We start from the raw sequence: 22,430 nt of genomic DNA, 5'->3' as shown, positions 1-22,430 counted from the left end.
GCCATGAGCGCTGTCATCGATGACCACGGTCACGCCGACCACGCCCACGGCCCCGCCAAAGGCCTGATGCGCTGGGTGCTGACCACCAACCACAAGGACATCGGCACGCTGTACCTGTGGTTTGCCTTCTGCATGTTCCTGCTCGGCGGCTCGTTCGCCATGGTCATTCGCGCCGAGCTGTTCCAGCCCGGCCTGCAGATCGTGCAGCCGGAATTCTTCAACCAGATGACCACCATGCACGGTCTGGTCATGGTGTTCGGTGCGGTGATGCCGGCATTCGTCGGTCTCGCCAACTGGATGATTCCGTTGATGGTCGGCGCGCCGGACATGGCCCTGCCCCGGATGAACAACTTCAGCTTCTGGCTGTTGCCGGCGGCGTTTCTGCTGCTGGTCTCGACACTGTTCACCCCGGGTGGCGGGCCAAATTTCGGCTGGACCTTCTACGCGCCGCTGTCCACCACTTACGCACCGGAGAGCGTGACGTTCTTCATCTTCGCCATCCACTTGATGGGCATCAGTTCGATCATGGGCGCGATCAACGTGGTCGCGACCATCCTCAACCTGCGCGCGCCCGGCATGACCCTGATGAAAATGCCGCTGTTCGTCTGGACCTGGCTGATCACCGCGTTTCTGCTGATCGCAGTGATGCCGGTGCTCGCCGGGTGCGTGACGATGATGCTCATGGACATCCACTTTGGCACCAGTTTCTTCAGTGCTGCCGGCGGTGGTGACCCGGTGCTGTTCCAGCATGTGTTCTGGTTCTTCGGCCACCCCGAGGTGTACATCATGATCCTGCCGGCGTTCGGCGCGGTCAGCCAGATCATCCCGACCTTCGCGCGCAAGCCGCTGTTCGGCTACACCTCGATGGTCTACGCCACGGCGAGCATCGCGTTCCTGTCGTTCATCGTCTGGGCGCACCACATGTTTGTGGTCGGCATTCCGCTGGTGGGCGAGTTGTTCTTCATGTACGCGACCATGCTGATCGCCGTGCCGACGGGTGTGAAAGTCTTCAACTGGGCGAGCACCATGTGGCAAGGCTCGATGACCTTCGAGACGCCAATGCTGTTTGCCGTGGCATTCGTCATTCTGTTCTCGATTGGCGGTTTCTCCGGGCTGATGCTGGCCATCGCCCCGGCGGACTTCCAGTATCAGGACACCTACTTCGTGGTCGCGCACTTCCACTATGTTCTGGTGCCGGGGGCGATCTTCGGCATCTTCGCCTCGGCCTATTACTGGCTGCCGAAGTGGACCGGGCACATGTACGACGAGACCCTCGGCAAGCTGCATTTCTGGCTGTCGTTCGTCGGCATGAACCTGACCTTCTTCCCGATGCACTTCGTCGGTCTTGCGGGGATGCCGCGACGGATCCCGGACTACAACCTGCAGTTCGCCGATTTCAACATGGTCTCGTCGATCGGCGCATTCATGTTCGGCGCCACGCAGATCTTTTTCCTGTTCATCGTCATCAAGACCATTCGAGGCGGCGCACCGGCCCCGGCCAAACCATGGGACGGCGCCGAAGGGCTGGAGTGGAGCGTGCCGTCGCCAGCGCCGTACCACACCTTCACCACGCCGCCGGAAGTGAAATGAACATGGAGTCCTTTGTGGGAGCGAGCCTGCTCGCGAAGAACGCTGACGCGGTGTGTCTGAAGCACCGCGGCGTCTGCTTCGCGAGCAGGCTCGCTCCCACAGGGGTTCATGTCGAGGCTGAAAATCATGGCTGACTCGATCTCGCTGAAGAAACTCGTCACTCGTCTGCTGCTGGTGGTGGTGGCGATGTTCGTCTTCGGTTTTGCCCTGGTGCCGATCTATGACGTGATGTGCAAAGCCTTCGGCATCAACGGCAAGACCGGCGGCCAGTATGCGGGCGAGCAAGTGGTCGACACCTCGCGCCAAGTGCGCGTGCAGTTTCTCTCGACCAACACCGCGGACATGCCATGGGACTTTTATCCCAAGCACGACGAGCTGACTGCCAACCCCGGCGCGGTCAACGAAATGGTGTTCATCGCGCGCAATCCCACCGACAAGCCGATGAGTGCGCAAGCGGTGCCGAGCATCGCGCCGAGCAACGCCGCAGCGTTTTTCCACAAGACCGAATGCTTTTGTTTTACCCAGCAGGTGCTGCAACCCGGTCAGCAGATCGAAATGCCGGTGCGTTTCATCGTTGACCGCGACATGCCCAAGGAAGTGAAGCATCTGACGCTGTCCTACACGCTGTTCGATATCACCGCCCGACATCCGCCGGTGGCTGTTAACACTGGCGGCTGAGCGTGGCCGATAAGGAGAACAATAAATGGCAACTCATGAGCATTATTACGTCCCGGCCCAGAGCAAATGGCCGATCATCGCCACGCTCGGGATGTTCGTCACCGTCTACGGCCTCGCCACCTGGTTCAACGATCTCAAGGCCGCACGCCCGGATTCCCACGGCCCGCTGATCTTTTTCGTCGGCGGCCTGCTGCTGGCGTACATGCTGTTCGGCTGGTTCGGTGCGGTGATCAAGGAAAGTCGCGCGGGGCTGTACAGCCCGCAGCTGGACCGCTCGTTCCGCTGGGGCATGAGCTGGTTCATCTTTTCCGAGGTGATGTTCTTCGTCGCCTTCTTCGGCGCGCTGTTCTATATCCGCGTCGTGTCGGCACCGGGGCTGGCCGGCGAAGGCAGCAAGGGCTTGTCGGAAATGCTCTGGCCGAACTTCGAATATGTCTGGCCGTTGCTGAACAACCCCGACCCGAAACTGTTCCCCCCACCCAAGGACGTCATCAGCCCGTGGGGCCTGCCGCTACTCAACACGATCCTGCTGGTCAGCTCCAGCGTGACCATCACCATCGCCCACCACGCACTGAAGAAAGGCCATCGCGGCGCGCTGAAACTGTGGCTGGCGATCACCGTGCTGCTGGGCATCGCGTTCCTCGGTTTCCAGGCCGAGGAATACATCCACGCCTACCAAGAGCTGGGCCTGACCCTCGGTTCGGGCATCTACGGCGCGACGTTCTTCATGCTCACCGGGTTCCACGGCGCCCACGTTACCATCGGCACGATCATCCTGTTCGTGATGCTGATGCGCATCATGAAAGGCCATTTCGACAACGAGCACCAATTCGGTTTCGAGGCGGCGAGCTGGTATTGGCACTTCGTCGATGTGGTGTGGATCGGTTTGTTCTTCTTCGTTTATGTGCTCTGAAAACAGCTGCAAGTTGCTAGCTGCAAGCTTCAAGTCAAAGCGGGATGGCTCCCAACTTGTAGCTTGCCGCTTGTAGCTTGCAGCTACCACGGTACGTGGGACACCAACTGGCCGCTGTAGAAACCCCAGGCCATCAGGCCGACGGTGACCACGGCCAGTGCCACCCGAACACTCAAGGCGATGACCAGCCGATTGGAGCTGCTGTCGTCCTTGACCAGGAAAAACAGGCCGCTGAACAGGCTGACGACCGTGGCAATCAGCATCAGGACGATCGCTGCTTTGAACATGGCAAGACTCCGGGGGACAGGCGATGCACTTGAGTATAGCGATCGCGATGACTGACTTTATGGCGCGCCCATGAAGTGCTTTCGCCCGGGCGTGATTCCCACTGTCGTGGTGGCGCTGTTGCTGCCGCTGATGGTTGCACTGGGCTTCTGGCAACTGGGCCGGGGCGCGGAGAAAACCGCGCTGCTGGCCAGTTATGCCGAACGTCGCGTGGCCGAACCGCTGGCCAGCAGTGAACTGCTCGGCAACGCCGACCCGGCTTACCGCCGCGTGCGCCTGCACGGCCAGTTCGACCCCGCCCACACGCTGTTGCTGGACAACCGCCAGCGTGGCGGCAAGGTCGGCGTCGAATTGCTGCAACCGTTTCAGGACCAACGCAGCGGCCTCTGGCTGCTGGTCAATCGCGGCTGGCTGCCATGGCCCGATCGGCGCGTGCCGCCGCAATTCACGACACCGGCCGAGGCGCTGACGCTCGACGCCTGGGTCTATGTCGCCCCCGGCGCAACGTTCCAGTTGCACGCCGATCCGGTCAGCCATGTCTGGCCGCAAACCATTACCGCCGTCGAGCCGGGCAAATTGTGGCAAACCCTGGAGCGCGACGGCTTCGCCTACGAATTACGCGCCGAACCCGGCCCCGCCAGCTATCAGACCGATTGGCCGGTAGTCGCGATGGGTCCGGAAAAACACCTCGGCTACGCCGTGCAATGGTTCGCCATGGCCACGGCGTTGCTCGGGCTCTACCTCTATTTGGGCTGGCACAACGCAAAGGAGAAACGCCATGGGAAGCGCCATGAATCCACCCAGCATGTCTGAGGCCAAACCCGTTCCCAGCCGCCGGCGCGGGCGCATTCAATTGTTGCTGATCGTGCTTGGCGTGGTCGGGCCGATGCTGCTCGCCACCGGCATGTACAAATTGCAGTTCTGGGTGCCGGAAGGACGCAGCTACCACGGCGAGCTGATCGGCAACGGCCAGACCCGCGCCGACCTCGGCGTACAGGCCGATGAGCAGCGCTGGCAGATTCTGGTCACAGCGCCGAAGGATTGTGCCGTCGATTGCCAGCAACTGGTTTATCTGGCGCGGCAGATCCAGATCAGCCTCGGCCGCGAAGCCGGGCGCGCCAGCCACGCCCTCGCCGCCGCGCAACCACTGAGCGCTGATTACGCCGCCAAACTCGACCGCGAATATCCGCAGTTGCAGCGCTATCCGCTGGATGCCGGGGTGTTCGCCAGGACCACCGGCGATAAAGCTGTGCCGCAGCTGTGGATCGTCGACCCGCACGGCAATCTGGTGCTGCGTTACGAGCCGAATGTGAAGGGCAAGGATCTGCTTAACGACCTGCGGCATCTGCTGAAACTGTCGAACATCGGATAAGGGCATCGTCATGGCCAAACCTGGATTTCGCCTCGCGCTGTTTGCCACCCTGCTGGCGCTGATTGTCGTGCTGCTCGGCGCCTATACGCGCCTGACCCACGCCGGCCTCGGCTGCCCGGACTGGCCAGGCTGCTACGGCTTTATCAGCGTGCCAGAAAGCGAGGCGCAACTGGCCCATGCCGAACTGCATTTCCCTGACGCGCCAGTGGAGGCGCACAAGGGCTGGAACGAGATGATTCACCGCTACTTCGCCGGCACCCTCGGCTTGCTGATTTCAGTGCTGGCGGGGCGCGCCTGGGCCAACCGGCGCCATCCGGGCCAGCCGGTGAAACTGCCGCTGTTTCTGCTGGCGGTGGTCATCGCTCAGGCAGCGTTCGGCATGTGGACGGTGACGCTCAAGCTTTGGCCGCAAGTGGTCACCGGGCATTTGCTCGGCGGCTTTGCCACGTTGAGTCTGCTGTTCCTGCTGACGCTGAGGTTGTCCGGCGTGCTGCCGGCGCTGACGGTACCGAAGCGCCTGCAATACTGGGCGACGGCGGGCCTGCTGCTGGTGATCGGCCAGATCGCCTTGGGCGGCTGGGTCAGTTCCAACTACGCAGCGGTGGCCTGCATCGACTTCCCCACCTGCCACGGCCAATGGCTGCCGCCGGCGGACTTCGCCAACGGTTTCCACCTGACCCAGCACATCGGCCCGAATTATCTCGGCGGACAACTCGATAGCGACGCGCGCACGGCGATTCACCTGACTCACCGCATCGGCGCTTTGCTGGTGACGGTCGTACTGCTCGGTCTGGCCTGGCAGTTGAAAGCGGTAGGCATGACCCGATTGGCCGGATTGCTGCTGATCGCCCTCGCCGCGCAGATCACCCTCGGCATCAGCAACGTGCTGTTTCATCTACCGCTACCAGTGGCCGTCGCCCATAACGCTGGCGGCGCGGCGTTGTTGCTGACGCTGGTGCTGGTCAATTATCACGCGCGCACCAGCCTGCTGCGGGTGAGCCAACCAGGGCTGGTGCGCTGGCGCTTGAGTGCGCACAAACCTGTCGTCGCGCCCATCGCATTGAAAGGAGAAACGCCATGGCGAGTCTGATCGGGGAGCGCGCGGCGCAAGCGCTGTGGCGCGATTATCTGGAGCTGACCAAACCGAAAGTCGTGGTGCTGATGCTGATCACCTCGCTGGTCGGCATGTTCCTCGCTACCCGCGCCGGCGTGCCGTGGACGGTGCTGGTGTTTGGCAATCTGGGCATAGCCTTGTGCGCCGGCGGTGCGGCGGCGGTCAATCATGTGGTCGACCGGCGCATCGATGCGGTGATGGCGCGCACGCACAAAAGGCCTCTGGCCGAAGGCCGGGTTTCACCTGCGGCGGCGCTGACCTTCGCCCTCGTGCTGGCATTGCTCGGCCAGACGCTGCTGCTGACCTTCACCAATCAGCTGACCGCGTGGCTGACTCTCGCCTCGCTGCTCGGTTACGCGGTGGTCTACACCGGCTTTCTCAAGCGTGCGACGCCGCAGAACATCGTCATCGGTGGCCTCGCCGGTGCCGCGCCACCGCTGCTGGGCTGGACCGCCGCCACCGGCCATGTCAGCGCCGAACCGCTGTTGCTGGTGCTGATCATCTTCGCCTGGACGCCGCCGCATTTCTGGGCGCTGGCCATCCACCGCAAAGAGGAATACGCCAAGGCCGACATTCCGATGCTGCCGGTGACGCACGGGGAGCACTACACCAAAGTGCACATTCTGCTGTACACCTTCGCGCTGCTGGCGGTGAGTCTGTTGCCGTACGTGATTCACATGAGCGGCATGCTTTACCTTATCTGCGCCCTCGCCCTCGGCGCGAGGTTTCTGCAATGGGCCGTGGTGCTGTACCGTGGCACTCGGCCGCACGCGGCGATCAATACCTTCAAGTACTCTATTTATTACTTGTTCCTGTTGTTCATCGCCCTGCTCGTAGACCACTACTTACTGTTGAACCTATGACCCGAACCCAGAAAACCGTCTTCATCCTCGTCGCCGTGATCGCGCTGATCCTCGGGCTTACCGTGAATAAAGTGCTGAACGGCAAAGGCCAGGGCGATCCGACTGCGCTGATCGACGCCGGCATTATCCTGCTGCCGCAGAGCCGCAACCTGCCGGACGTGACCATGACCGATCAGGACGGCAAACCGGTGGCGATTGACGAGTTGAAAGGCAAGTGGAGTCTGTTGTTCTTCGGCTATACCTTTTGCCCGGACATCTGCCCGACCACCCTGGCGCAACTGCGGCAGATCAAGAGTGAATTGCCGAAAGAGGCTGTGGACAAGTTGCAGATCGTACTGGTCAGCGTTGACCCCAACCGCGACACGCCGAAGCAGTTGAAGCAGTACCTGGGCTACTTCGATCCGCAGTTCATTGGCCTGACGCCAACGTCGATCGAGGAGCTGCAGAAGGTCGCGAACGCGGTGAGCATTCCGTTCATTCCCGCTGATACCAGCAAGCCGAATTACACCGTGGATCACAGCGGCAATCTGGCCGTGATCGGGCCGGACGGCACACAGCGTGGGTTTATTCGCGCGCCGTTGAACAATGCCAAGCTGGTGGCGCAGTTGCCGGCGATGCTTGAGCGCAATTGACAGTTAAAAAGCTAAAACGCCCCTCACCCTAACCCTCTCCCAGAGGGAGAGGGGACTGACCGAGGTGTTTATTCGAATTGCGCCGACCTGCAATTATGAGTCGATCTCAGGCTCGAAAAGCTTGAAGGTCGGCCCCCTCTCCCTCGGGAGAGGGCTGGGGTGAGGGGAAGCTTCAAGGCAAGTCGCAAGCCAGGCACCAGACACAAAAAAGGGGACGCCATTGGCGTCCCCTTTTTCATTGCAGCAACCTTAATCAGAACGCCGGCAACACCGCGCCTTTGTACTTCTCGGTGATGAACTGCTTCACTTCCGGGCTGTGCAGCGCAGCCGCCAGTTTCTTCATCGCGTCGCTGTCCTTGTTGTCCGCGCGGGACACGAGGATGTTCACGTACGGCGAGTCGTTGCCTTCGATCACCAGCGCATCCTTGGACGGATCAAGCTTGGCTTCCAGCGCGTAGTTGGTGTTGATCAGCGCCAGATCGACCTGAGTCAGCACGCGCGGGATGGTCGCGGCTTCCAGTTCACGGATCTTCAGGTCTTTCGGATTCTCGGCGATGTCTTTGACGGTCGACAGGATGTTTTTCGAATCCTTGAGCTTGATCACGCCAGCCTTGTCCAGCAGCAACAGCGCACGGCCGCCGTTGGTGGCGTCGTTCGGGATCACCACGTTGGCGCCGCCGGGCAGGTCTTTCAGATCCTTGAGCTTGCTCGAGTAAGCGCCCAGCGGCTCCAGGTGCACGCCGGTCACGGCAACGAGGCTGGTGCCCTTGGCCTTGTTGAATTCATCGAGATACGGCTGGTGCTGGAAAAAGTTGGCGTCGAGGCGCTTTTCCGCGACCTGGACGTTCGGCTGAATGTAGTCGGTGAAGACCTTGACCTTCAGATCCACGCCTTCCTTGGCCAGGGCCGGTTTGACGAACTCGAGGATTTCCGCGTGCGGCACCGGGGTGGCGGCAACGGTCAGGGTCTCGGCGTGGGCCGAAAACGCCGCAACAGCGGCGAAAGCAGCGATCAGTTTTTTCATTCAGCTAACTCCTTGTGAGGGCGCCCGCCAGCGAATGGCCCGCGCCTCTTGATTAAAAAACCGCTTATTTGCGCGAGAAATGCACGACCAGGCGGTCGCCAACCATTTGCAGCACTTGCACCAGAATCAACAGCAGCACCACGGTGACGATCATCACGTCGGTCTGGAAACGCTGGTAGCCGAAACGGATCGCCAGGTCGCCCAGACCACCGGCGCCGACCACACCGGCCATCGCCGTGTAGGACACCAGTGTAATCGCTGTCACCGTAATCGCTGCGAAGATGCCCGGACGGGCTTCCGGCAGCAAGGCGTTCATGATGATCTGCCGCGTGGTCGCGCCCATCGACTGGGTCGCTTCGATGATGCCGCGATCGACTTCGCGCAGCGCGGTTTCCACCAGACGCGCGAAGAACGGCGTGGCGCCCACCACCAGCGGCGGGATCGCCCCAGCCACGCCCAGCGAGGTGCCGGTGATCAGCACGGTGAACGGGATCATCACAATCAGCAGAATAATGAACGGCAGCGAACGCAAGATGTTCACCACCAGCGACAGCACGGCGTAGAGGCCACGGTTTTCCAGCAACTGACGCGGGCTGCAGAGAAACAGCAGCACGCCCAGCGGCAGGCCGAGCAGCACGGTGAACAACAGCGAACCGCCAAGCATCAGCATGGTGTCGCCAGTCGCCAGCCAGATTTCGTACCAGTCGATATTGGCGAAGAAACTCATCAGGTCAGCCATTAGCGCAACACCTCCATGTGAACGTCAGCGGCGGTGAAGCGGGCGAACGCCGCCTCCATGTCGCCACCGGTGACAGCGAGGGTCAGTTGCCCGTACGGAATGTCTTTGATGCGGTCGATGCGACCGGCGAGGATGCTGTAGTCGACGCCGGTTTCCCGGGCGACGGTACCGAGCAACGGCGCGTAGGTCGCCTCGCCCTGGAAGGTCAGACGCACGATACGCCCCGGCACGTGGGCGAAGTCGTCACGCTGCTCGCTCTCGTCGATCTGCTCGCTTTCCTGCACGAAACGCTTGGTGGTCGGGTGCTGCGGATGCAGGAACACATCGGCCACCGGACCCTGCTCGACGATCACGCCGGCGTCCATCACCGCGACCTGATCGCAGACGCGCCGGATCACGTCCATTTCGTGGGTGATCAGGACAATGGTCAGTTTCAGCTCGCGATTGATTTCTGCCAGCAGTTGCAGGACCGATGCCGTGGTCTGCGGGTCGAGGGCGCTGGTGGCCTCGTCGCACAGCAGAATCTTCGGCTTGGTCGCCAGCGCACGGGCGATGCCGACGCGCTGCTTCTGGCCGCCGGACAATTGCGCCGGGTACTTTTTCGCGTGGTCGGACAAACCGACCCGCGCCAGCAACTCGGCTACCCGTTGGTTGATTTCACTGCTCGACAGCTCACCGGCCAGGGTCAGTGGCAAGGCCACGTTATCGGCGACAGTCTTGGAGGCGAGCAGGTTGAAGTGCTGGAAGATCATCCCGACCTGCTGGCGGAAACGGCGCAGGCCGTTGGCGTCCAGTGCGGTGACTTCTTCGCCGTCGACGATGATCTTGCCGCCACTGGAATCTTCCAGGCGATTGATCAGCCGCAGCAGGGTACTTTTGCCCGCACCGGAATGGCCAATCAGGCCGAACACCTGGCCGTTCTCGATGGCGAGACTGGTCGGGTGCAGCGCGGGAATATCCTTACCGGCGACGCGGTAAGTCTTGTGGACGTTTTGAAACTCGATCACGTAGCGAACCTTGTGGGGCGCGTTGGAAAAGGATCAGCGGTTAGCCGGGCGCGCATTTTAGCCTGTCCGTATAGAGGTTCTTAGCATTTATTTCGCAATTAACCTTCAATTTGGCAATAACGCGATCAAAGGTCAGATAAACGGAACGGCTGAAACGCTCATCAGTCACTAAGTAAGCGACTTGAAACCCTGGGTGCCGTGCCCGGGAATCACTCAAGGGTCTGCGGAAGGCATCCGGGGCCAAACGAGGAGTTTACGTCTGATGAGCATCAAAAAGCCTGCACCCGATAAAAGCGAGATGGCCGGAACCGACACCCCGGATCGCGCCAACACCAACGCCAAGCTCGACAGCCTGGAAGAATTCCGTTCCGACGCCACCGGCCAGGCACTGCGCACCAATCAGGGCGTAAAGATCGCCGACAACCAGAACACCCTCAAAGCCGGGCCGCGCGGGCCGTCGCTGCTGGAAGACTTCATCATGCGTGAAAAGATCACGCACTTTGACCATGAGCGCATTCCGGAGCGCATCGTCCATGCGCGCGGTACCGGCGCGCACGGTTTCTTTCAGACTTACGAGAACCATGCAGCGCTGACCAAGGCCGGTTTCCTGCAGGATCCGGGCAAGAAAACCCCGGTGTTCGTGCGTTTTTCCACGGTGCAGGGGCCACGGGGTTCCGGCGATACCGTGCGTGACGTGCGCGGCTTTGCGGTGAAATTTTTTACCGATGAAGGCAACTTCGATCTGGTCGGCAACAACATGCCGGTGTTCTTCATTCAGGACGCGATCAAGTTCCCGGACTTCGTCCACGCGGTGAAGCCCGAGCCGCACAACGAAATCCCCACCGGCGGCTCGGCTCACGATACGTTCTGGGACTTCGTCTCGCTGGTGCCGGAATCGGCGCACATGGTCATCTGGGCGATGTCCGACCGGGCCATCCCGAAAAGCCTGCGCAGCATGCAGGGCTTCGGTGTGCACACCTTCCGCCTGATCAACGCCGAGGGCAAATCACGCTTCGTCAAATTCCACTGGCGCCCTACCGCCGGCACCTGCTCGCTGGTGTGGGACGAGGCGCAGAAGCTCGCCGGTAAAGACACCGACTACCATCGTCGCGACCTGTGGGAAGCGATCGAGATGGGCGACTACCCGGAGTGGGAACTGGGCGTGCAGATCGTCGAAGAAGAGAACGAACACGACTTTGATTTCGACATTCTCGACCCGACCAAGATCATCCCCGAAGAAATCGTCCCGATTACGCCGCTGGGCAAAATGACCCTGAACCGCAACCCGGACAACTTCTTCGCCGAAACCGAGCAGGTCGCCTTCTGCCCTGGCCACATCGTGCCAGGCATCGACTTCTCCAATGACCCGCTGCTGCAAGGTCGGCTGTTTTCCTACACCGACACGCAGATCAGCCGACTCGGCGGGCCGAACTTCCATGAGCTGCCGATCAACCGTCCGGTGGCGCCGTTCCACAACGGCCAGCGCGATGCACAACACCGCACCACCATCGACAAGGGCCGCGCTTCTTACGAGCCAAACTCGATCGACGGCGGCTGGCCGAAAGAAACCCCGCCAGCGGCACAGGACGGTGGTTTCGAGAGCTACCCGGAGCGCATCGACGCAGCGAAGATCCGTCAACGCAGCGAGTCGTTCAGCGATCACTTCTCTCAGGCCCGCTTGTTCTTCAACAGCATGAGCGACCACGAGAAAGAGCACATCATCGCTGCCTACAGCTTCGAGCTGGGCAAGGTCGAACGTGAGTTCATCCGTGCCCGTGAAGTGAACGAGATCCTTGCCAATATCGACCTGACCCTGGCCAAACGCGTGGCGGAAAACCTCGGCTTGCCGGCGCCAGCCAAAGGCACGGTCGAAGTGCGCAAGACCTCGCTGGAGCAGTCGCCAGCGCTGAGCCAGGCCAACCTGCTACCCGGCAATATCAAGACGCGCAAGGTGGCAATCCTTGCTGCCAATGGTGTTGACGCTGCGGCCATCGATGCGATGAAGAAAGCGCTGGAAGCCGAAGGCGCCCACGCGAAACTGCTCGGCCCAACCTCGGCGCCAGTGAAGACCGCTGACGGCAAGGCATTGCCGGTGGATGCGTCGATGGAAGGCATGCCTTCAATTGCGTTCGATGCGGTGTTCGTACCGGGTGGCGCGGCGTCGATTACCGCGTTGAGCGGCGACGGCGTGGCGCTGCATTATCTGCTGGAGGCCTACAAGCACCTGAAGGCGATCGCGCTGCACGGCGAGGCCAAGCAGTTGCAGGACTTGCTGAAGCTCGACGCGGATGCGGGGCTGTTGCAGGGCGCGGATGTGGGTGCTTTGACCAAGCCGTTCTTCGCCGCGATTGGCGAGCATCGGGTTTGGGCGCGGGAGCCTAAGGCCAAGGCGATTCCAGCGTAAAAGCAAAAGATCGCAGCCTTCGGCAGCTCCTACAGGATGTACTCGATCCCATGTAATTGGATGGACTCGCCCAAGCCGAGGCGTCTGTGCGCCACGGTGGCATTCTTATAGAAGCCAACGACAGCGAGGGCGAGGCCATGAAAAAGCATACGACGATTGATCAATCCTTGTCAGCCGACGTGTCGGCATGCTCCACAGTTGCGATAGATCTTGCCAAGAGGGTTTTTCAGGTGGCTGGGGAGGATGCCCTCGGTCAGGTGATTTTCGAAGATCGAATCAAGTCGCGAGAAGCCTTTCAGGTATTTCTGCGTGGGCTTCCCGCGAGCGTTACGGTGTTAGTTGAAACCGGGCCCGGCGCTCAAGCATGGGCGCGATTGCTCCAGATGCAGGGTAATTCCGTCCGCATCCTGCCGGCCCAGCTGGTTGCCAGTCATCGTAGCGGCCCAAAAAATGATCGCAACGATGTATTGGCGATCTTGCGTGCAGGCCGCGACTGCAAAATTTCGGCAGTACCGATCAAGAGTGCTGCGGCGCTGGCGATGCAGGCCCTGCACAGGGCTCGTCAGGGCTATGTGCGGCGCCGCACTGCGGTGGGTAATCAGATACGCGCCTTGCTGTTGGAACATGGGGTAGCCATGGCTCAGGGTGAGATAGCGATCAGGCAGCTCGTGCCTCGAGTTCTGGAAGATGCCACTCAGCCGCTACCTGATTTGCTGCGTGAACTGATCGCCGAACTTTTGGGTGAGTGGGGCCAACTGGGTGAGCGCGTCAACGTGCTGACCGGTCGGCTGGAAACGGCAGCGAATGAGGATGAAACGGCGAAGCGGCTGATGACGGTGCGCGGTGTTGGTCCGATCATTGCCACGGCGCTGCTGGCCAAGCAGACCGAACCCGAACGCTTCGCCAACGCCCGTTTGTTCGCCGCCTACTTCGGATTGGTGCCCAGCCAGCACAGCTCTGGCGAGAAAAACCGATTGGGCGGAATGAGCAAGAACGGTGACGCTTATCTGCGAAGTTTAACGATTCAGGGCGCTCATGCCGTTTTAAGACAGATACGTCCGGATTCAGAGCAGCCGGACGACAGGCGTCTTTGGCGCTGGATTTCCCGCCTGGGCCGCAAGCAGGCAGCAGTGCGATTAGCCAATCGAAATCTGCGCATCCTCTGGGTGCTGCTGCAAAACGACCAGACTTATCGGCGCCGGCCGGGCGATGGCCAGGAGGCTGCGATGAGTCACTGACAACAAAGTTCTGCCACCGGGGCGTAAACCGCTCCAACCCATGCTGAAGAACATTGACCCCAGGTCAGACCGTCGCGGATTGATGCCTGAGCTCCTACTGGCCCTTGAGGCCTTACTGTAATCGGCATACCGCGAGCTAACCCAATGTTGGCCAGAAGCCGCTCAACGCTTCCTCGAACAGGCCTTATACATAGATGCAACCGGGTAGCAGTGTTCAAAAGCGGGTTGAATGGTGGGGCGAGTCCATACATAGGAGCTGCCGGAGGCTGCGATCTTTTTTACGGTTTGCGCGGGCTTAAAACCATCTGCGCCGGCACTGTGCGCAAGATCTGCTTCTCGATCTGCAAATCAAAATCAGGATCGAGTTTCTTTACTCGCTTGCTCAGCAAGGTCGCCAGCCACGGATAATCCGCGGTGCGTGGCGCCTGAATGCTGACGGCACATTCGTAATTCACCACATCGGCGGCGATCGCATCGAGTTGTCGTTGCAGCTTGTGAATATCACCGATGTTCAACGCAACTGTGGTGCTCTCGGCGGTCGGGTCGATGACCTTGGCTTTCGGCCTGGCTTCAGCAGCCAGCAGTGCCGCCTCAGCCTTTTCCAGCTCGGCCTTGCGCGCTTCGGTGATAGCGCCGTTGACGCCGCCGGTCAGCGCCGGCGCCTTGGGCATCAGGGCGCGAGCACGGCTCAATGCAGTGGCTGCAGCGTTGACATCGCCTTTTTGCAGGACGATCTGGCTGCGGCGCAGGTACGCCTCGGCCAGCTGCCGCTGGTATTGCTCAAGGGATTGATCATTGGGGGTTGCGGCCTGCAACGCGGCCAACTGGTCTTCGGCGGTGGCCAGTTCGCTGCTGGCCAGGCTTTGCTCCAGCTGTGCGATGGCCGTAGCCCGCGCATCCGGGACTTCAGCCACCGGCGGCGTGCTTTGGCAGGCGCCCAGCAGCACTGAAAATGCGACAAGGAGCAGATAACGGGAGGCGAACGGCTTCATTCCTGCGACTCTCTAATTGCGCAAAAAGCGGCCAAGTCTACACCCCACGACGGGGCAGAACAAAACTCAACAGAAACAGCGCGGCTGCCGTCACCACGATCGACGGCCCCGCCGGGGTGTCCTTGAACCACGACAACGCCAGCCCGCCGCACACCGCGAGCATGCCCAGCAGGCTCGCGCCCAAGGCCATCTGTTCCGGCGAACGGGCGTGACGCTGCGCCGCAGCCGCCGGAATGATCAGCAGCGAAGTGATCAGCAGCACACCGACGATTTTCATCGCCACGGCGATCACCACCGCGATCAACAGCATCAGCGCCAAGCGCAAACCCGCAACCGGCAAGCCTTCGACCCGCGCCAGTTCTTCGTGCACGGTGACCGCCAGCAGCGGCCGCCACAGCGTCACCAGTAACACCAGCACCGCCGCGGTGCCGCCGAGAATCCACGCCAGATCGCTCGGACTGATCGCCAGCAAGTCGCCGAACAGATAGGCCATCAGGTCGATCCGCACTTCATGCATGAAGCTTAGTACCACCAGGCCGAGAGAGAGCGTGCTCGGTGCAAGAATTCCCAGCAGTGTGTCGGATGCCAATGGCTGACGCTGTTGCAGCGTCACCAAGAGCACCGCCAACAACAGGCAGCCGACCGTCACCGCCACCGTCGGGCTGACATCCAGCAAAAAGCCCAGCGCCACGCCGAGCAGTGCGGCGTGGGACAGCGTATCGCCGAAATAGGCCATGCGCCGCCACACCACAAACGAGCCGAGCGGTCCGGCCACCAGCGCCAGGGCCAGACCTGCAAGCAGGGCATACAAAAGAAAATCAGCCATGCTTGCAGCCGTCTCCATGAACATGAGGTTGCCCGCCGAGCGGACCTTTGACCACCGAACCGTGCAGGTCGTGGGCGTGGTCGTGATGGTGGTGATAGATCGCCAGACTCGGCGCATTCTTGCCGAACAGCTCGACAAATGCCGGATCGCCGCTGACCTGCTCGGGATGGCCGGAGCAGCAGACGTGGCGGTTGAGGCAGACCACCTGATCGGTGGTGCTCATCACCAGATGCAAATCGTGGGAGACCATCAACACACCGCAACCGTGGCGGTCGCGCAGGCGGGTGATCAAGCTGTACAACTCGGCCTGCCCGGCCACATCGACACCCTGCACCGGCTCGTCGAGCACCAGCAGTTCCGGCTCGCGCAGCAGCGCCCGCGCCAGCAATACGCGCTGCATTTCACCGCCGGAAACGCTCTGCACCGGGCTGTCGATCACGTGTTCGGCGCCGACTTCCTTCAACGCGGCCAATGCGCGCGAACGATCGACGCCAGGCACAAGGCGCAGGAAGCGCAGTACTGATAACGGCAACGTGGGATCGACATGCAGTTTCTGCGGCATGTAACCAACGCGCAGCTTCGGCTTGCGCCAGACGCTGCCACTGTTCGGCTTCAACAGCCCGAGCACGGCGCGCACCAGCGTGGTCTTGCCGGCGCCGTTGGGGCCGATCAGGGTGACGATCTGCCCCGGCTCGACGCTCAGCTCGATGTTGTCCAGCACGGTCTGCCCGGCAAACGTGACGGCGACCTGTTCCAGACGGATCAGCGCGTTGCTCATCAGGCCCCCTGGCAACCGGCGCACAGGCCGACCACTTCGACCGTCTGCGCTTCGACGATGAAACCGACGTCTTTGGCGCTGCTGATGATCGCGTCGCTGATCACTTTTTGCTCAAGTTCGATAGCGGCGTGGCACTCGCGGCAGATCAGGAACTGGCCCTGATGCGCGTGTTCCGGGTGTACACAGCCGACGAAGGCGTTCAGCGAAGAGATGCGATGGACCAGGCCGTTTTCCAGCAGGAAATCCAGTGCGCGGTACACGGTAGGCGGCGCGGCGCGGCGGCCGTCCTGCTCGCTGAGCACCGCGAGGATGTCGTAGGCGCCCAGTGGCTTGTGACTCTGCCAGACCAGTTCCAGCACGCGGCGGCGCAGGGCAGTCAGACGCAAACCTTTCTGCGCGCACAAGGTATCGGCCTCGGACAAAGCGCTGTGCACGCAATGGGAGTGGTCGTGGGGACGGCTGGCAATCGGGGTAATAGGCATGAGCGGCGACGAGATTTGCTGGAGACGTTATTATGTTACCCGTTCTCGCTTACTTGAGTGGTCATCGTGTCCCGACTTTTTTCTGTTTTTGTGGCTTTTGTTGCCAGTTTTCTGCTGATCGGTACGGCTCAGGCCGAGGTCAAAGTGCTCACCAGCATCAAACCGTTGCAGTTGATTGCCGCTGCCGTGCAGGACGGCGTGGCGATTCCCGAGGTGCTGCTGCCGCCGGGGGCCTCGCCGCACAATTACGCCCTGCGCCCATCCGACGTACGGAAGGTGCAGTCGGTCGATCTGCTCTACTGGATCGGCCCGGACATGGAAGGTTTCCTGCCGCGCGTACTCGGCGGTCGCAGCCTGCCGAGCGTCGCGGTGCAGGATCTGCCGGGGCTCAAGCTGCGGCATTTCGGCGCGGACAACCATTCCCACGCCGAAGAGGCCGACGAGCATGATCACGACCATCGCCCCGGCTCGCTGGATGCACATTTGTGGTTGTCACCGGTCAATGCGCGGGTGATCGCCGACAAAATGGCCGCCGACCTCAGCGCCGCCGACCCGGCCAATGCCCAGCGTTATCAGAGCAATGCCAAAGCCTTCGATGCACGTCTGGATGCGCTGGATCAGCGCTTGAAGAAGCGTCTGGCCAATGTCGAAGGCAAGCCGTACTTCGTCTTTCACGAGGCCTTTGATTATTTCGAAGACGCTTATGGCCTGAAGCACGCCGGGGTGTTCGCCGTCGCTACTGAAGTCCAGCCCGGCGCCCAGCATGTCGCGGCGATGCGCAAGCGTTTGCAGGAAGTGGGCAAGACCTGTGTGTTCAGCGAACCGCCGTTGCGTCCGCGCCTGGCGGAAACCCTGGTGGCCGGTTTGCCGGTGAAACTCGCCGAGCTGGATGCGCTGGGTGGTTATACGCCGGCGACGGCTCAGGGTTATGAGCAGGTGCTGGAAAAACTCGGCAATGATCTGGCCGGGTGCCTGGAATCGCTGTAACAACACAAAACCTGTGGGATCGAGCCTGCTCGCGAAAGCGGTGGGTCAGTCAGCAAAAATGCTGAACGGGCCGCCGCCTTCGCGAGCAGGCTCGTGTTTGCTTGGCGAATCTACTCAGAGGGCGAAGGGCAATGGTGTATTGACCTTCTGCCGCTGCGCCAGGCGCTGCTCGAATTCCTGCGGATCGTGAATCAACACATCCTGCCCGGCGAACTGCTCGGCGGCGATCAAGCGTGACAGCCAGAACCGCACACAGGCCACACGCAACATCGTTGGCCAGAGCTCAGCCTCCGCCGCCGTGAACGGGCGCAACGCCGCGTAGGCACCGAGGAATGCTCGGGCGCGCGGGCCATCGATCACGCCCTCCTCGTCCGAACACCAGTCATTCAAGGCAATTGCCACGTCGTACAGCATCGGCCCCGAGCAGGCGTTGTAGAAGTCGATCAGGCCGGTCAGGTGGGTGCCTTCGAACATGGCGTTGTCGCGGAACAGGTCGGCGTGAATGTTCGCCCGAGGCAGCGCGAGAATCTTGTCTTTGCGCTCGGTGATCTCATCCAGCGCCTTTTGCAGCAACGCACGCGGCTCATCGCTCAGGTGCGAGAGAAATTCAGTGCCCTCCTCCAGCATCCAGTCCAGACCGCGATCGGTCTTGCGCTTGATCATGCGTTCGCCCTGAGTCGCCAGGTGCAGATGCGCCTGCAACTCGCCGACCTGGGCGCAATGCTGGGCGTTGGCGACTTTGATGTGCTTGCCGGACAGGCGCGGTTGCAGCAGCGCCGGTTTGCCTTTGAGCTCACGCAGGGCCAAGCCGTCGGTGGTGCGCAGGGCGTAAGGCACCGGCAGTTCGGCTTCGTGCAGCACGTCGAGCAGGTCGATGAAGAACGGCATCTCCTGCACCGGGCCGCGCTCGACCAGGGTCAGGACAAACTCGCCCTGCTCCAGACTGATGAAGAAATTGGTGTTTTCGCTGCCGGCGGCGATCCCCTGGAAATCAAGCAGACGGCCGAGCCCGTAAGGGGCGAGAAAGGTTTCCAGCTCGGGCCGAGCCAGGGGAGTGAACACAGACATGTCTTAACTGCCAGTACGGGCGCCGCAACGGCGGCGCCGAGTGAATTAAAAACCTACTTCCATTCGAAGATCTTCCATGACGGGATCAGCATATCCGGCTGATCCGAACGGATGAAATTGGCATCCGTCCCGTCGGCGCGCACCAGAAAGTAAGGCGGCGCGCCCTTTGGCGTGACTTTGATCGCATAGAGGAAACCGTTCTGGCGGTACTCCTCAATGGTCTTGTCGCCCTCCGTGCGAATGGTGACCTCGGGGTCGCCGCCCGGCGCATCATCCGCCGCGATCGCGGCCAGTGGTGAGACAGCGATCAACCCGACCAGCAGCAAGCGATTTAACGTACGCATGATAACCTTGTCCCTTTGTCGTCAACGGTCCCGCTATTCTAGCCCCGGACCCGCCGAAAAGGTTGATCCTGCTCATGAGCCAAGCCCCCCTCGTCCTGGTGGACGGTTCGTCTTACCTGTACCGCGCCTTTCATGCACTGCCACCACTGACCACGTCCAAAGGCCTGCCGACCGGTGCGGTCAAAGGCGTGCTGAACATGCTCAAGAGTCTGCGCAAGCAGTACCCGGACAGCCCCTTCGCCGTAGTGTTCGACGCCAAGGGCGGGACATTTCGCGATGAGATGTACGCCGAATACAAGGCCAACCGGCCAAGCATGCCCGATGACATGCGCGTGCAGATCGAGCCGCTGCACCAGAGCGTGATCGCCCTCGGCTTCCCGCTCCTGTGCGTCGACGGCGTCGAGGCCGACGACGTAATCGGCACCCTCGCCCGCAGTAGCGCAGCGGCGGATCGCCCGGTGATCATTTCCACCGGTGACAAGGACATGGCGCAACTGGTCGATGGCCACATTACCTTGGTCAACACCATGTCCGGTAGCTCGATGGATGTGGAGGGCGTTAAGGAGAAATTTGGCGTCGCACCGGAGCAGATCATCGATTATCTGGCGCTGATGGGCGATTCGTCCGACAACATTCCGGGCGTGCCGGGCATCGGCCCGAAGACGGCGTCCGGCCTGCTGGTCGGCGTCAACGGCGGCCTGACCGAGCTGTACGCCAACCTCGATATCGTGCCGACCCTGCCGATCCGTGGCGCAAAAAACTTGCCGGCCAAGCTCGAAGAGCACCGGGAGATGGCTTTCCTGTCCTATCAACTGGCGACCATCAAGGTCGACGTGCCGCTGGATATCGGCCTCGACGATCTGCAAATGGGCCAGGAAGACCCGGCCAAACTCTACGAGCTGTACACCCTGCTGGAATTCAAGAGCTGGCTCAATGATCTGGATCGCGATGCCAAGCGTCAGGAACTGAGCGCGGCTGCCGAACCTGCGCCCGCCCATGATCTGTTCAGCGCCCCGCAAGCCGAGGCACCTGTTGCTCCTTTCGAGGCCGCATACGAAACCATCCTCGATCAGGCCCGCTTCGACGTCTGGCTGGAAAAACTGCGCAACGCCAGGCTGATCGCCTTCGACACCGAAACCACCGGCATCGACGCGCAGCAGGCGCAACTGGTTGGCCTGTCGTTCGCCGTACAGGCCAACGAAGCCGCGTACATCCCGCTGACCCATTCCTACATCGGCGTGCCGGAGCAGCTGGATCGCGACACCGTGCTGCGCGCACTCAAGCCGATTCTGGAAGACCCGAACAAACTCAAGGTCGGCCAGCACGCCAAGTTCGACATGAACATTCTGGCCAACTGCGCCATTGGCGGCGATCAGAGTGAAGGCATCAGCGTGCGCGGCATCGCCTTCGACACCATGCTCGAGTCCTACGTGCTCAACTCCACCGCGACCCGCCATGACATGGACAGCCTCGCGCAGAAATACCTCGATCACACCACGGTGAGCTTCCAGGACATCGCCGGCAAAGGTGCCAAGCAGCTGACCTTCGACCAGATCGCCCTGGAACAGGCCGGGCCGTACGCCGCCGAAGACGCCGACATCACCCTGCGCCTGCATCAGACCCTGTTCGACAAGCTCAGCGCGATTCCGAGTCTGGCCAGCGTGCTGACCGACATCGAAATCCCGCTGGTACCGGTGCTGGCGCGCATCGAACGCCAGGGCGCGTTCGTCGATGCCGAGTTGCTGGGCATTCAGAGCATCGAGCTGGGCAACAAAATGGTCGCGCTGGAGCGTGAAGCCTTCGAAATCGCCGGGGAAGAATTCAACCTCGGCTCGCCGAAGCAGCTGGGCGTGATTCTTTATGAAAAGCTCGGCCTGCCGGTGCTGAAGAAAACCGCCAAAGGCCAGCCGTCCACCGCTGAAGAAGTGTTGGCGAAACTCGCCGAAGACGATCACCGCTTGCCGAAGGTGCTGATGGAGCACCGCTCGATGAGCAAGCTGAAAAGCACTTACACCGATCGCCTGCCGGAGCAGATCAACCCGCGCACCGGGCGCATCCACACCTCGTATCACCAGGCTGTGGCTTCGACCGGGCGCCTGTCCTCCAGTGATCCGAACCTGCAGAACATTCCGGTGCGCACCGCCGAAGGCCGACGCATTCGTCAGGCGTTCGTCGCACCCAAAGGCTACAAACTGCTGGCGGCGGACTATTCGCAGATCGAACTGCGGATCATGGCCCACCTGTCCCGTGACGAAGGCTTGATGGACGCCTTCCGCAACAATCTCGACGTGCACACTGCAACCGCTGCCGAAGTATTCAAGGTCGAGCTTGATCAAGTGACATCCGACCAGCGCCGCAGCGCCAAGGCGATCAACTTCGGCCTGATCTACGGCATGGGCGCGCAGAAGCTCGGCAAGGACATCGGCGTCGACACCAAGACCGCCAAGGCTTACATCGACACCTACTTCGCCCGTTATCCAGGCGTGCGCGAATACATGGAGCGCACCCGTGCGCAGGCGGCGGATCAGGGTTACGTCGAAACTTTCTTCGGCCGTCGCCTCTACCTACCGGAGATCAACTCGAACAAGCCGCAGGAACGCGCCGCCGCTGAACGCACGGCGATCAACGCGCCGATGCAGGGCACGGCAGCGGACATCATCAAGAAAGCCATGGTGGCTGTGGATAACTGGCTGACCACGTCGGGTCTGGATGCCCGAGTCATCCTGCAAGTGCACGACGAACTGGTGCTGGAGGTTCGCGAGGATCTGGTCGAGCAGGTCAGCGCCGAGATTCGTACGCACATGAGCGAAGCGGCGAAACTGGATGTGCCGCTGCTGGTGGAAGTTGGCGTGGGCAACAACTGGGATGAGGCGCACTGAATATTGGCAGAGTTGCCGCGACGCGCCGTCGCGGCAAGCCCCGGGAACCGGGCTTAGACCGATAAATGCTTGAGGCTATTCCAAAGCTTTTTGAAAAAAATCTGAACTAATCTGTCGATCGAACACTCAGAGGTACTGAATGGCTGGTGAAGCCCTTCGATGCTCCTATGTTGTGTTAAGTGTTGGCAGATATCTGAACCCCGCCCTAGCGGTTC

The 22,430-nt window shown here is 61.3% G+C and carries 22 protein-coding genes; 12 read left to right on the top strand and 10 right to left on the bottom strand.

Going from position 1 to position 22,430, the window contains the following annotated elements:
- The first annotated feature begins 3 nt into the window (after positions 1-3).
- The 3 genes from ctaD to HU724_RS01370 all read left to right on the top strand — a co-directional run bounded on the left by ctaD (position 4) and on the right by HU724_RS01370 (position 3,181).
- Positions 4-1,590 (top strand): cytochrome c oxidase subunit I, encoded by a 1,587-nt coding sequence (gene ctaD, locus HU724_RS01380; protein ID WP_016772327.1) that lies wholly within the window; start codon positions 4-6, stop codon positions 1,588-1,590.
- Between the two features lie 126 nt (positions 1,591-1,716).
- On the top strand, positions 1,717-2,268 hold the full coding sequence (locus HU724_RS01375; protein ID WP_133335402.1) for a cytochrome c oxidase assembly protein: 552 nt from the start codon (positions 1,717-1,719) through the stop codon (positions 2,266-2,268).
- Between the two features lie 25 nt (positions 2,269-2,293).
- Positions 2,294-3,181, top strand: a complete 888-nt coding sequence (locus HU724_RS01370) for a cytochrome c oxidase subunit 3 (RefSeq protein ID WP_016772329.1) — start codon at positions 2,294-2,296, stop codon at positions 3,179-3,181.
- A gap of 83 nt (positions 3,182-3,264) precedes the next feature.
- On the opposite strand, the gene HU724_RS01365 is transcribed toward HU724_RS01370, so the two are convergent.
- The gene (locus HU724_RS01365; RefSeq protein WP_024015001.1) at positions 3,265-3,468 is read right to left on the bottom strand and encodes a twin transmembrane helix small protein; all 204 of its coding nucleotides are present in this window, start codon (positions 3,466-3,468) and stop codon (positions 3,265-3,267) included.
- 70 nt (positions 3,469-3,538) lie between these two features.
- On the opposite strand from HU724_RS01365, the gene HU724_RS01360 reads away from it, so the two are divergent.
- The 5 genes from HU724_RS01360 to HU724_RS01340 are packed head-to-tail and all read left to right on the top strand — an operon-like array spanning position 3,539 to position 7,447.
- Positions 3,539-4,279 (top strand): SURF1 family protein, encoded by a 741-nt coding sequence (locus tag HU724_RS01360; protein ID WP_186569781.1) that lies wholly within the window; start codon positions 3,539-3,541, stop codon positions 4,277-4,279.
- On the top strand, positions 4,245-4,838 hold the full coding sequence (locus HU724_RS01355; RefSeq protein WP_056791251.1) for a PA_0111/PP_0108 family redox-active disulfide protein: 594 nt from the start codon (positions 4,245-4,247) through the stop codon (positions 4,836-4,838). The genes HU724_RS01360 and HU724_RS01355 overlap by 35 nt, the downstream gene beginning before the upstream one ends.
- Positions 4,839-4,848: 10 nt before the next feature.
- A complete protein-coding gene (locus HU724_RS01350) occupies positions 4,849-5,928 on the top strand; it encodes a COX15/CtaA family protein (protein WP_186569780.1) in 1,080 nt (359 codons plus the stop codon).
- The gene (gene cyoE / locus HU724_RS01345) at positions 5,916-6,815 is read left to right on the top strand and encodes a heme o synthase (RefSeq protein WP_133335412.1); all 900 of its coding nucleotides are present in this window, start codon (positions 5,916-5,918) and stop codon (positions 6,813-6,815) included. The genes HU724_RS01350 and cyoE overlap by 13 nt, the downstream gene beginning before the upstream one ends.
- The gene (locus tag HU724_RS01340) at positions 6,812-7,447 is read left to right on the top strand and encodes an SCO family protein (protein WP_016772335.1); all 636 of its coding nucleotides are present in this window, start codon (positions 6,812-6,814) and stop codon (positions 7,445-7,447) included. Before cyoE ends, HU724_RS01340 begins: the two co-directional genes overlap by 4 nt.
- A gap of 253 nt (positions 7,448-7,700) precedes the next feature.
- Here HU724_RS01340 and HU724_RS01335 read toward each other — a convergent pair whose 3' ends face one another.
- The 3 genes from HU724_RS01335 to HU724_RS01325 form a co-directional block, all read right to left on the bottom strand.
- On the bottom strand, positions 7,701-8,471 hold the full coding sequence (locus tag HU724_RS01335; RefSeq protein ID WP_016772336.1) for a MetQ/NlpA family ABC transporter substrate-binding protein: 771 nt from the start codon (positions 8,469-8,471) through the stop codon (positions 7,701-7,703).
- A 64-nt stretch (positions 8,472-8,535) separates the two neighbouring features.
- Positions 8,536-9,210: a methionine ABC transporter permease gene (locus tag HU724_RS01330; RefSeq protein WP_016772337.1), complete on the bottom strand. Its 675-nt coding sequence runs from the start codon at positions 9,208-9,210 to the stop codon at positions 8,536-8,538.
- A complete protein-coding gene (locus tag HU724_RS01325) occupies positions 9,210-10,217 on the bottom strand; it encodes a methionine ABC transporter ATP-binding protein (RefSeq protein ID WP_016772338.1) in 1,008 nt (335 codons plus the stop codon). The genes HU724_RS01330 and HU724_RS01325 overlap by 1 nt, the downstream gene beginning before the upstream one ends.
- Before the next feature lie 262 nt (positions 10,218-10,479).
- On the opposite strand from HU724_RS01325, the gene katE reads away from it, so the two are divergent.
- Both katE and HU724_RS01315 read left to right on the top strand, forming a co-directional pair.
- A complete protein-coding gene (gene katE / locus HU724_RS01320) occupies positions 10,480-12,621 on the top strand; it encodes a catalase HPII (RefSeq protein WP_024014993.1) in 2,142 nt (713 codons plus the stop codon).
- 137 nt (positions 12,622-12,758) lie between these two features.
- The gene (locus HU724_RS01315; RefSeq protein ID WP_189691555.1) at positions 12,759-13,859 is read left to right on the top strand and encodes an IS110 family RNA-guided transposase; all 1,101 of its coding nucleotides are present in this window, start codon (positions 12,759-12,761) and stop codon (positions 13,857-13,859) included.
- Between the two features lie 278 nt (positions 13,860-14,137).
- On the opposite strand, the gene HU724_RS01310 is transcribed toward HU724_RS01315, so the two are convergent.
- Genes HU724_RS01310 through HU724_RS01295 form a run of 4 tightly spaced genes read right to left on the bottom strand, consistent with a single transcriptional unit; the run spans position 14,138 to position 16,937 of the window.
- Positions 14,138-14,851 carry a PA5502 family lipoprotein gene (locus HU724_RS01310; protein WP_016772339.1) on the bottom strand — a complete coding sequence of 238 codons (714 nt, stop codon included), beginning with the start codon at positions 14,849-14,851 and terminating at the stop codon, positions 14,138-14,140.
- A 37-nt stretch (positions 14,852-14,888) separates the two neighbouring features.
- Positions 14,889-15,677, bottom strand: a complete 789-nt coding sequence (znuB, locus tag HU724_RS01305; RefSeq protein ID WP_016772340.1) for a zinc ABC transporter permease subunit ZnuB — start codon at positions 15,675-15,677, stop codon at positions 14,889-14,891.
- Entirely contained in the window at positions 15,670-16,455 is a 786-nt protein-coding gene (znuC, locus tag HU724_RS01300; RefSeq protein ID WP_024014991.1) for a zinc ABC transporter ATP-binding protein ZnuC, read from the bottom strand. Before znuC ends, znuB begins: the two co-directional genes overlap by 8 nt.
- Positions 16,455-16,937 carry a Fur family transcriptional regulator gene (locus tag HU724_RS01295; protein WP_024014990.1) on the bottom strand — a complete coding sequence of 161 codons (483 nt, stop codon included), beginning with the start codon at positions 16,935-16,937 and terminating at the stop codon, positions 16,455-16,457. Before HU724_RS01295 ends, znuC begins: the two co-directional genes overlap by 1 nt.
- A 66-nt stretch (positions 16,938-17,003) precedes the next feature.
- Between HU724_RS01295 and HU724_RS01290 the strand changes: the two genes are divergently transcribed.
- Positions 17,004-17,924: a zinc ABC transporter substrate-binding protein gene (locus HU724_RS01290; protein WP_186568655.1), complete on the top strand. Its 921-nt coding sequence runs from the start codon at positions 17,004-17,006 to the stop codon at positions 17,922-17,924.
- A gap of 114 nt (positions 17,925-18,038) precedes the next feature.
- Here the strand turns inward: HU724_RS01290 and HU724_RS01285 are convergent, their stop codons facing one another.
- Together HU724_RS01285 and HU724_RS01280 are read right to left on the bottom strand one after the other, a co-directional pair.
- Entirely contained in the window at positions 18,039-18,992 is a 954-nt protein-coding gene (locus tag HU724_RS01285; protein ID WP_110644676.1) for a homoserine kinase, read from the bottom strand.
- A gap of 53 nt (positions 18,993-19,045) precedes the next feature.
- Positions 19,046-19,336, bottom strand: coding sequence for a DUF2782 domain-containing protein (locus tag HU724_RS01280; protein ID WP_071173956.1), 291 nt, complete (start codon positions 19,334-19,336; stop codon positions 19,046-19,048).
- 74 nt (positions 19,337-19,410) lie between these two features.
- Between HU724_RS01280 and polA the strand changes: the two genes are divergently transcribed.
- Positions 19,411-22,215: a DNA polymerase I gene (polA, locus tag HU724_RS01275; protein ID WP_186568657.1), complete on the top strand. Its 2,805-nt coding sequence runs from the start codon at positions 19,411-19,413 to the stop codon at positions 22,213-22,215.
- Positions 22,216-22,430: the final 215 nt, after the last annotated feature.

The sequence above is a fragment of the Pseudomonas iranensis genome, assembly GCF_014268585.2.
Taxonomy (GTDB): Bacteria; Pseudomonadota; Gammaproteobacteria; order Pseudomonadales; family Pseudomonadaceae; genus Aquipseudomonas; species Aquipseudomonas iranensis.
Note: the sequence above shows the minus strand (reverse complement) of the source record. Positions and strands in the feature narration are given on the sequence as shown.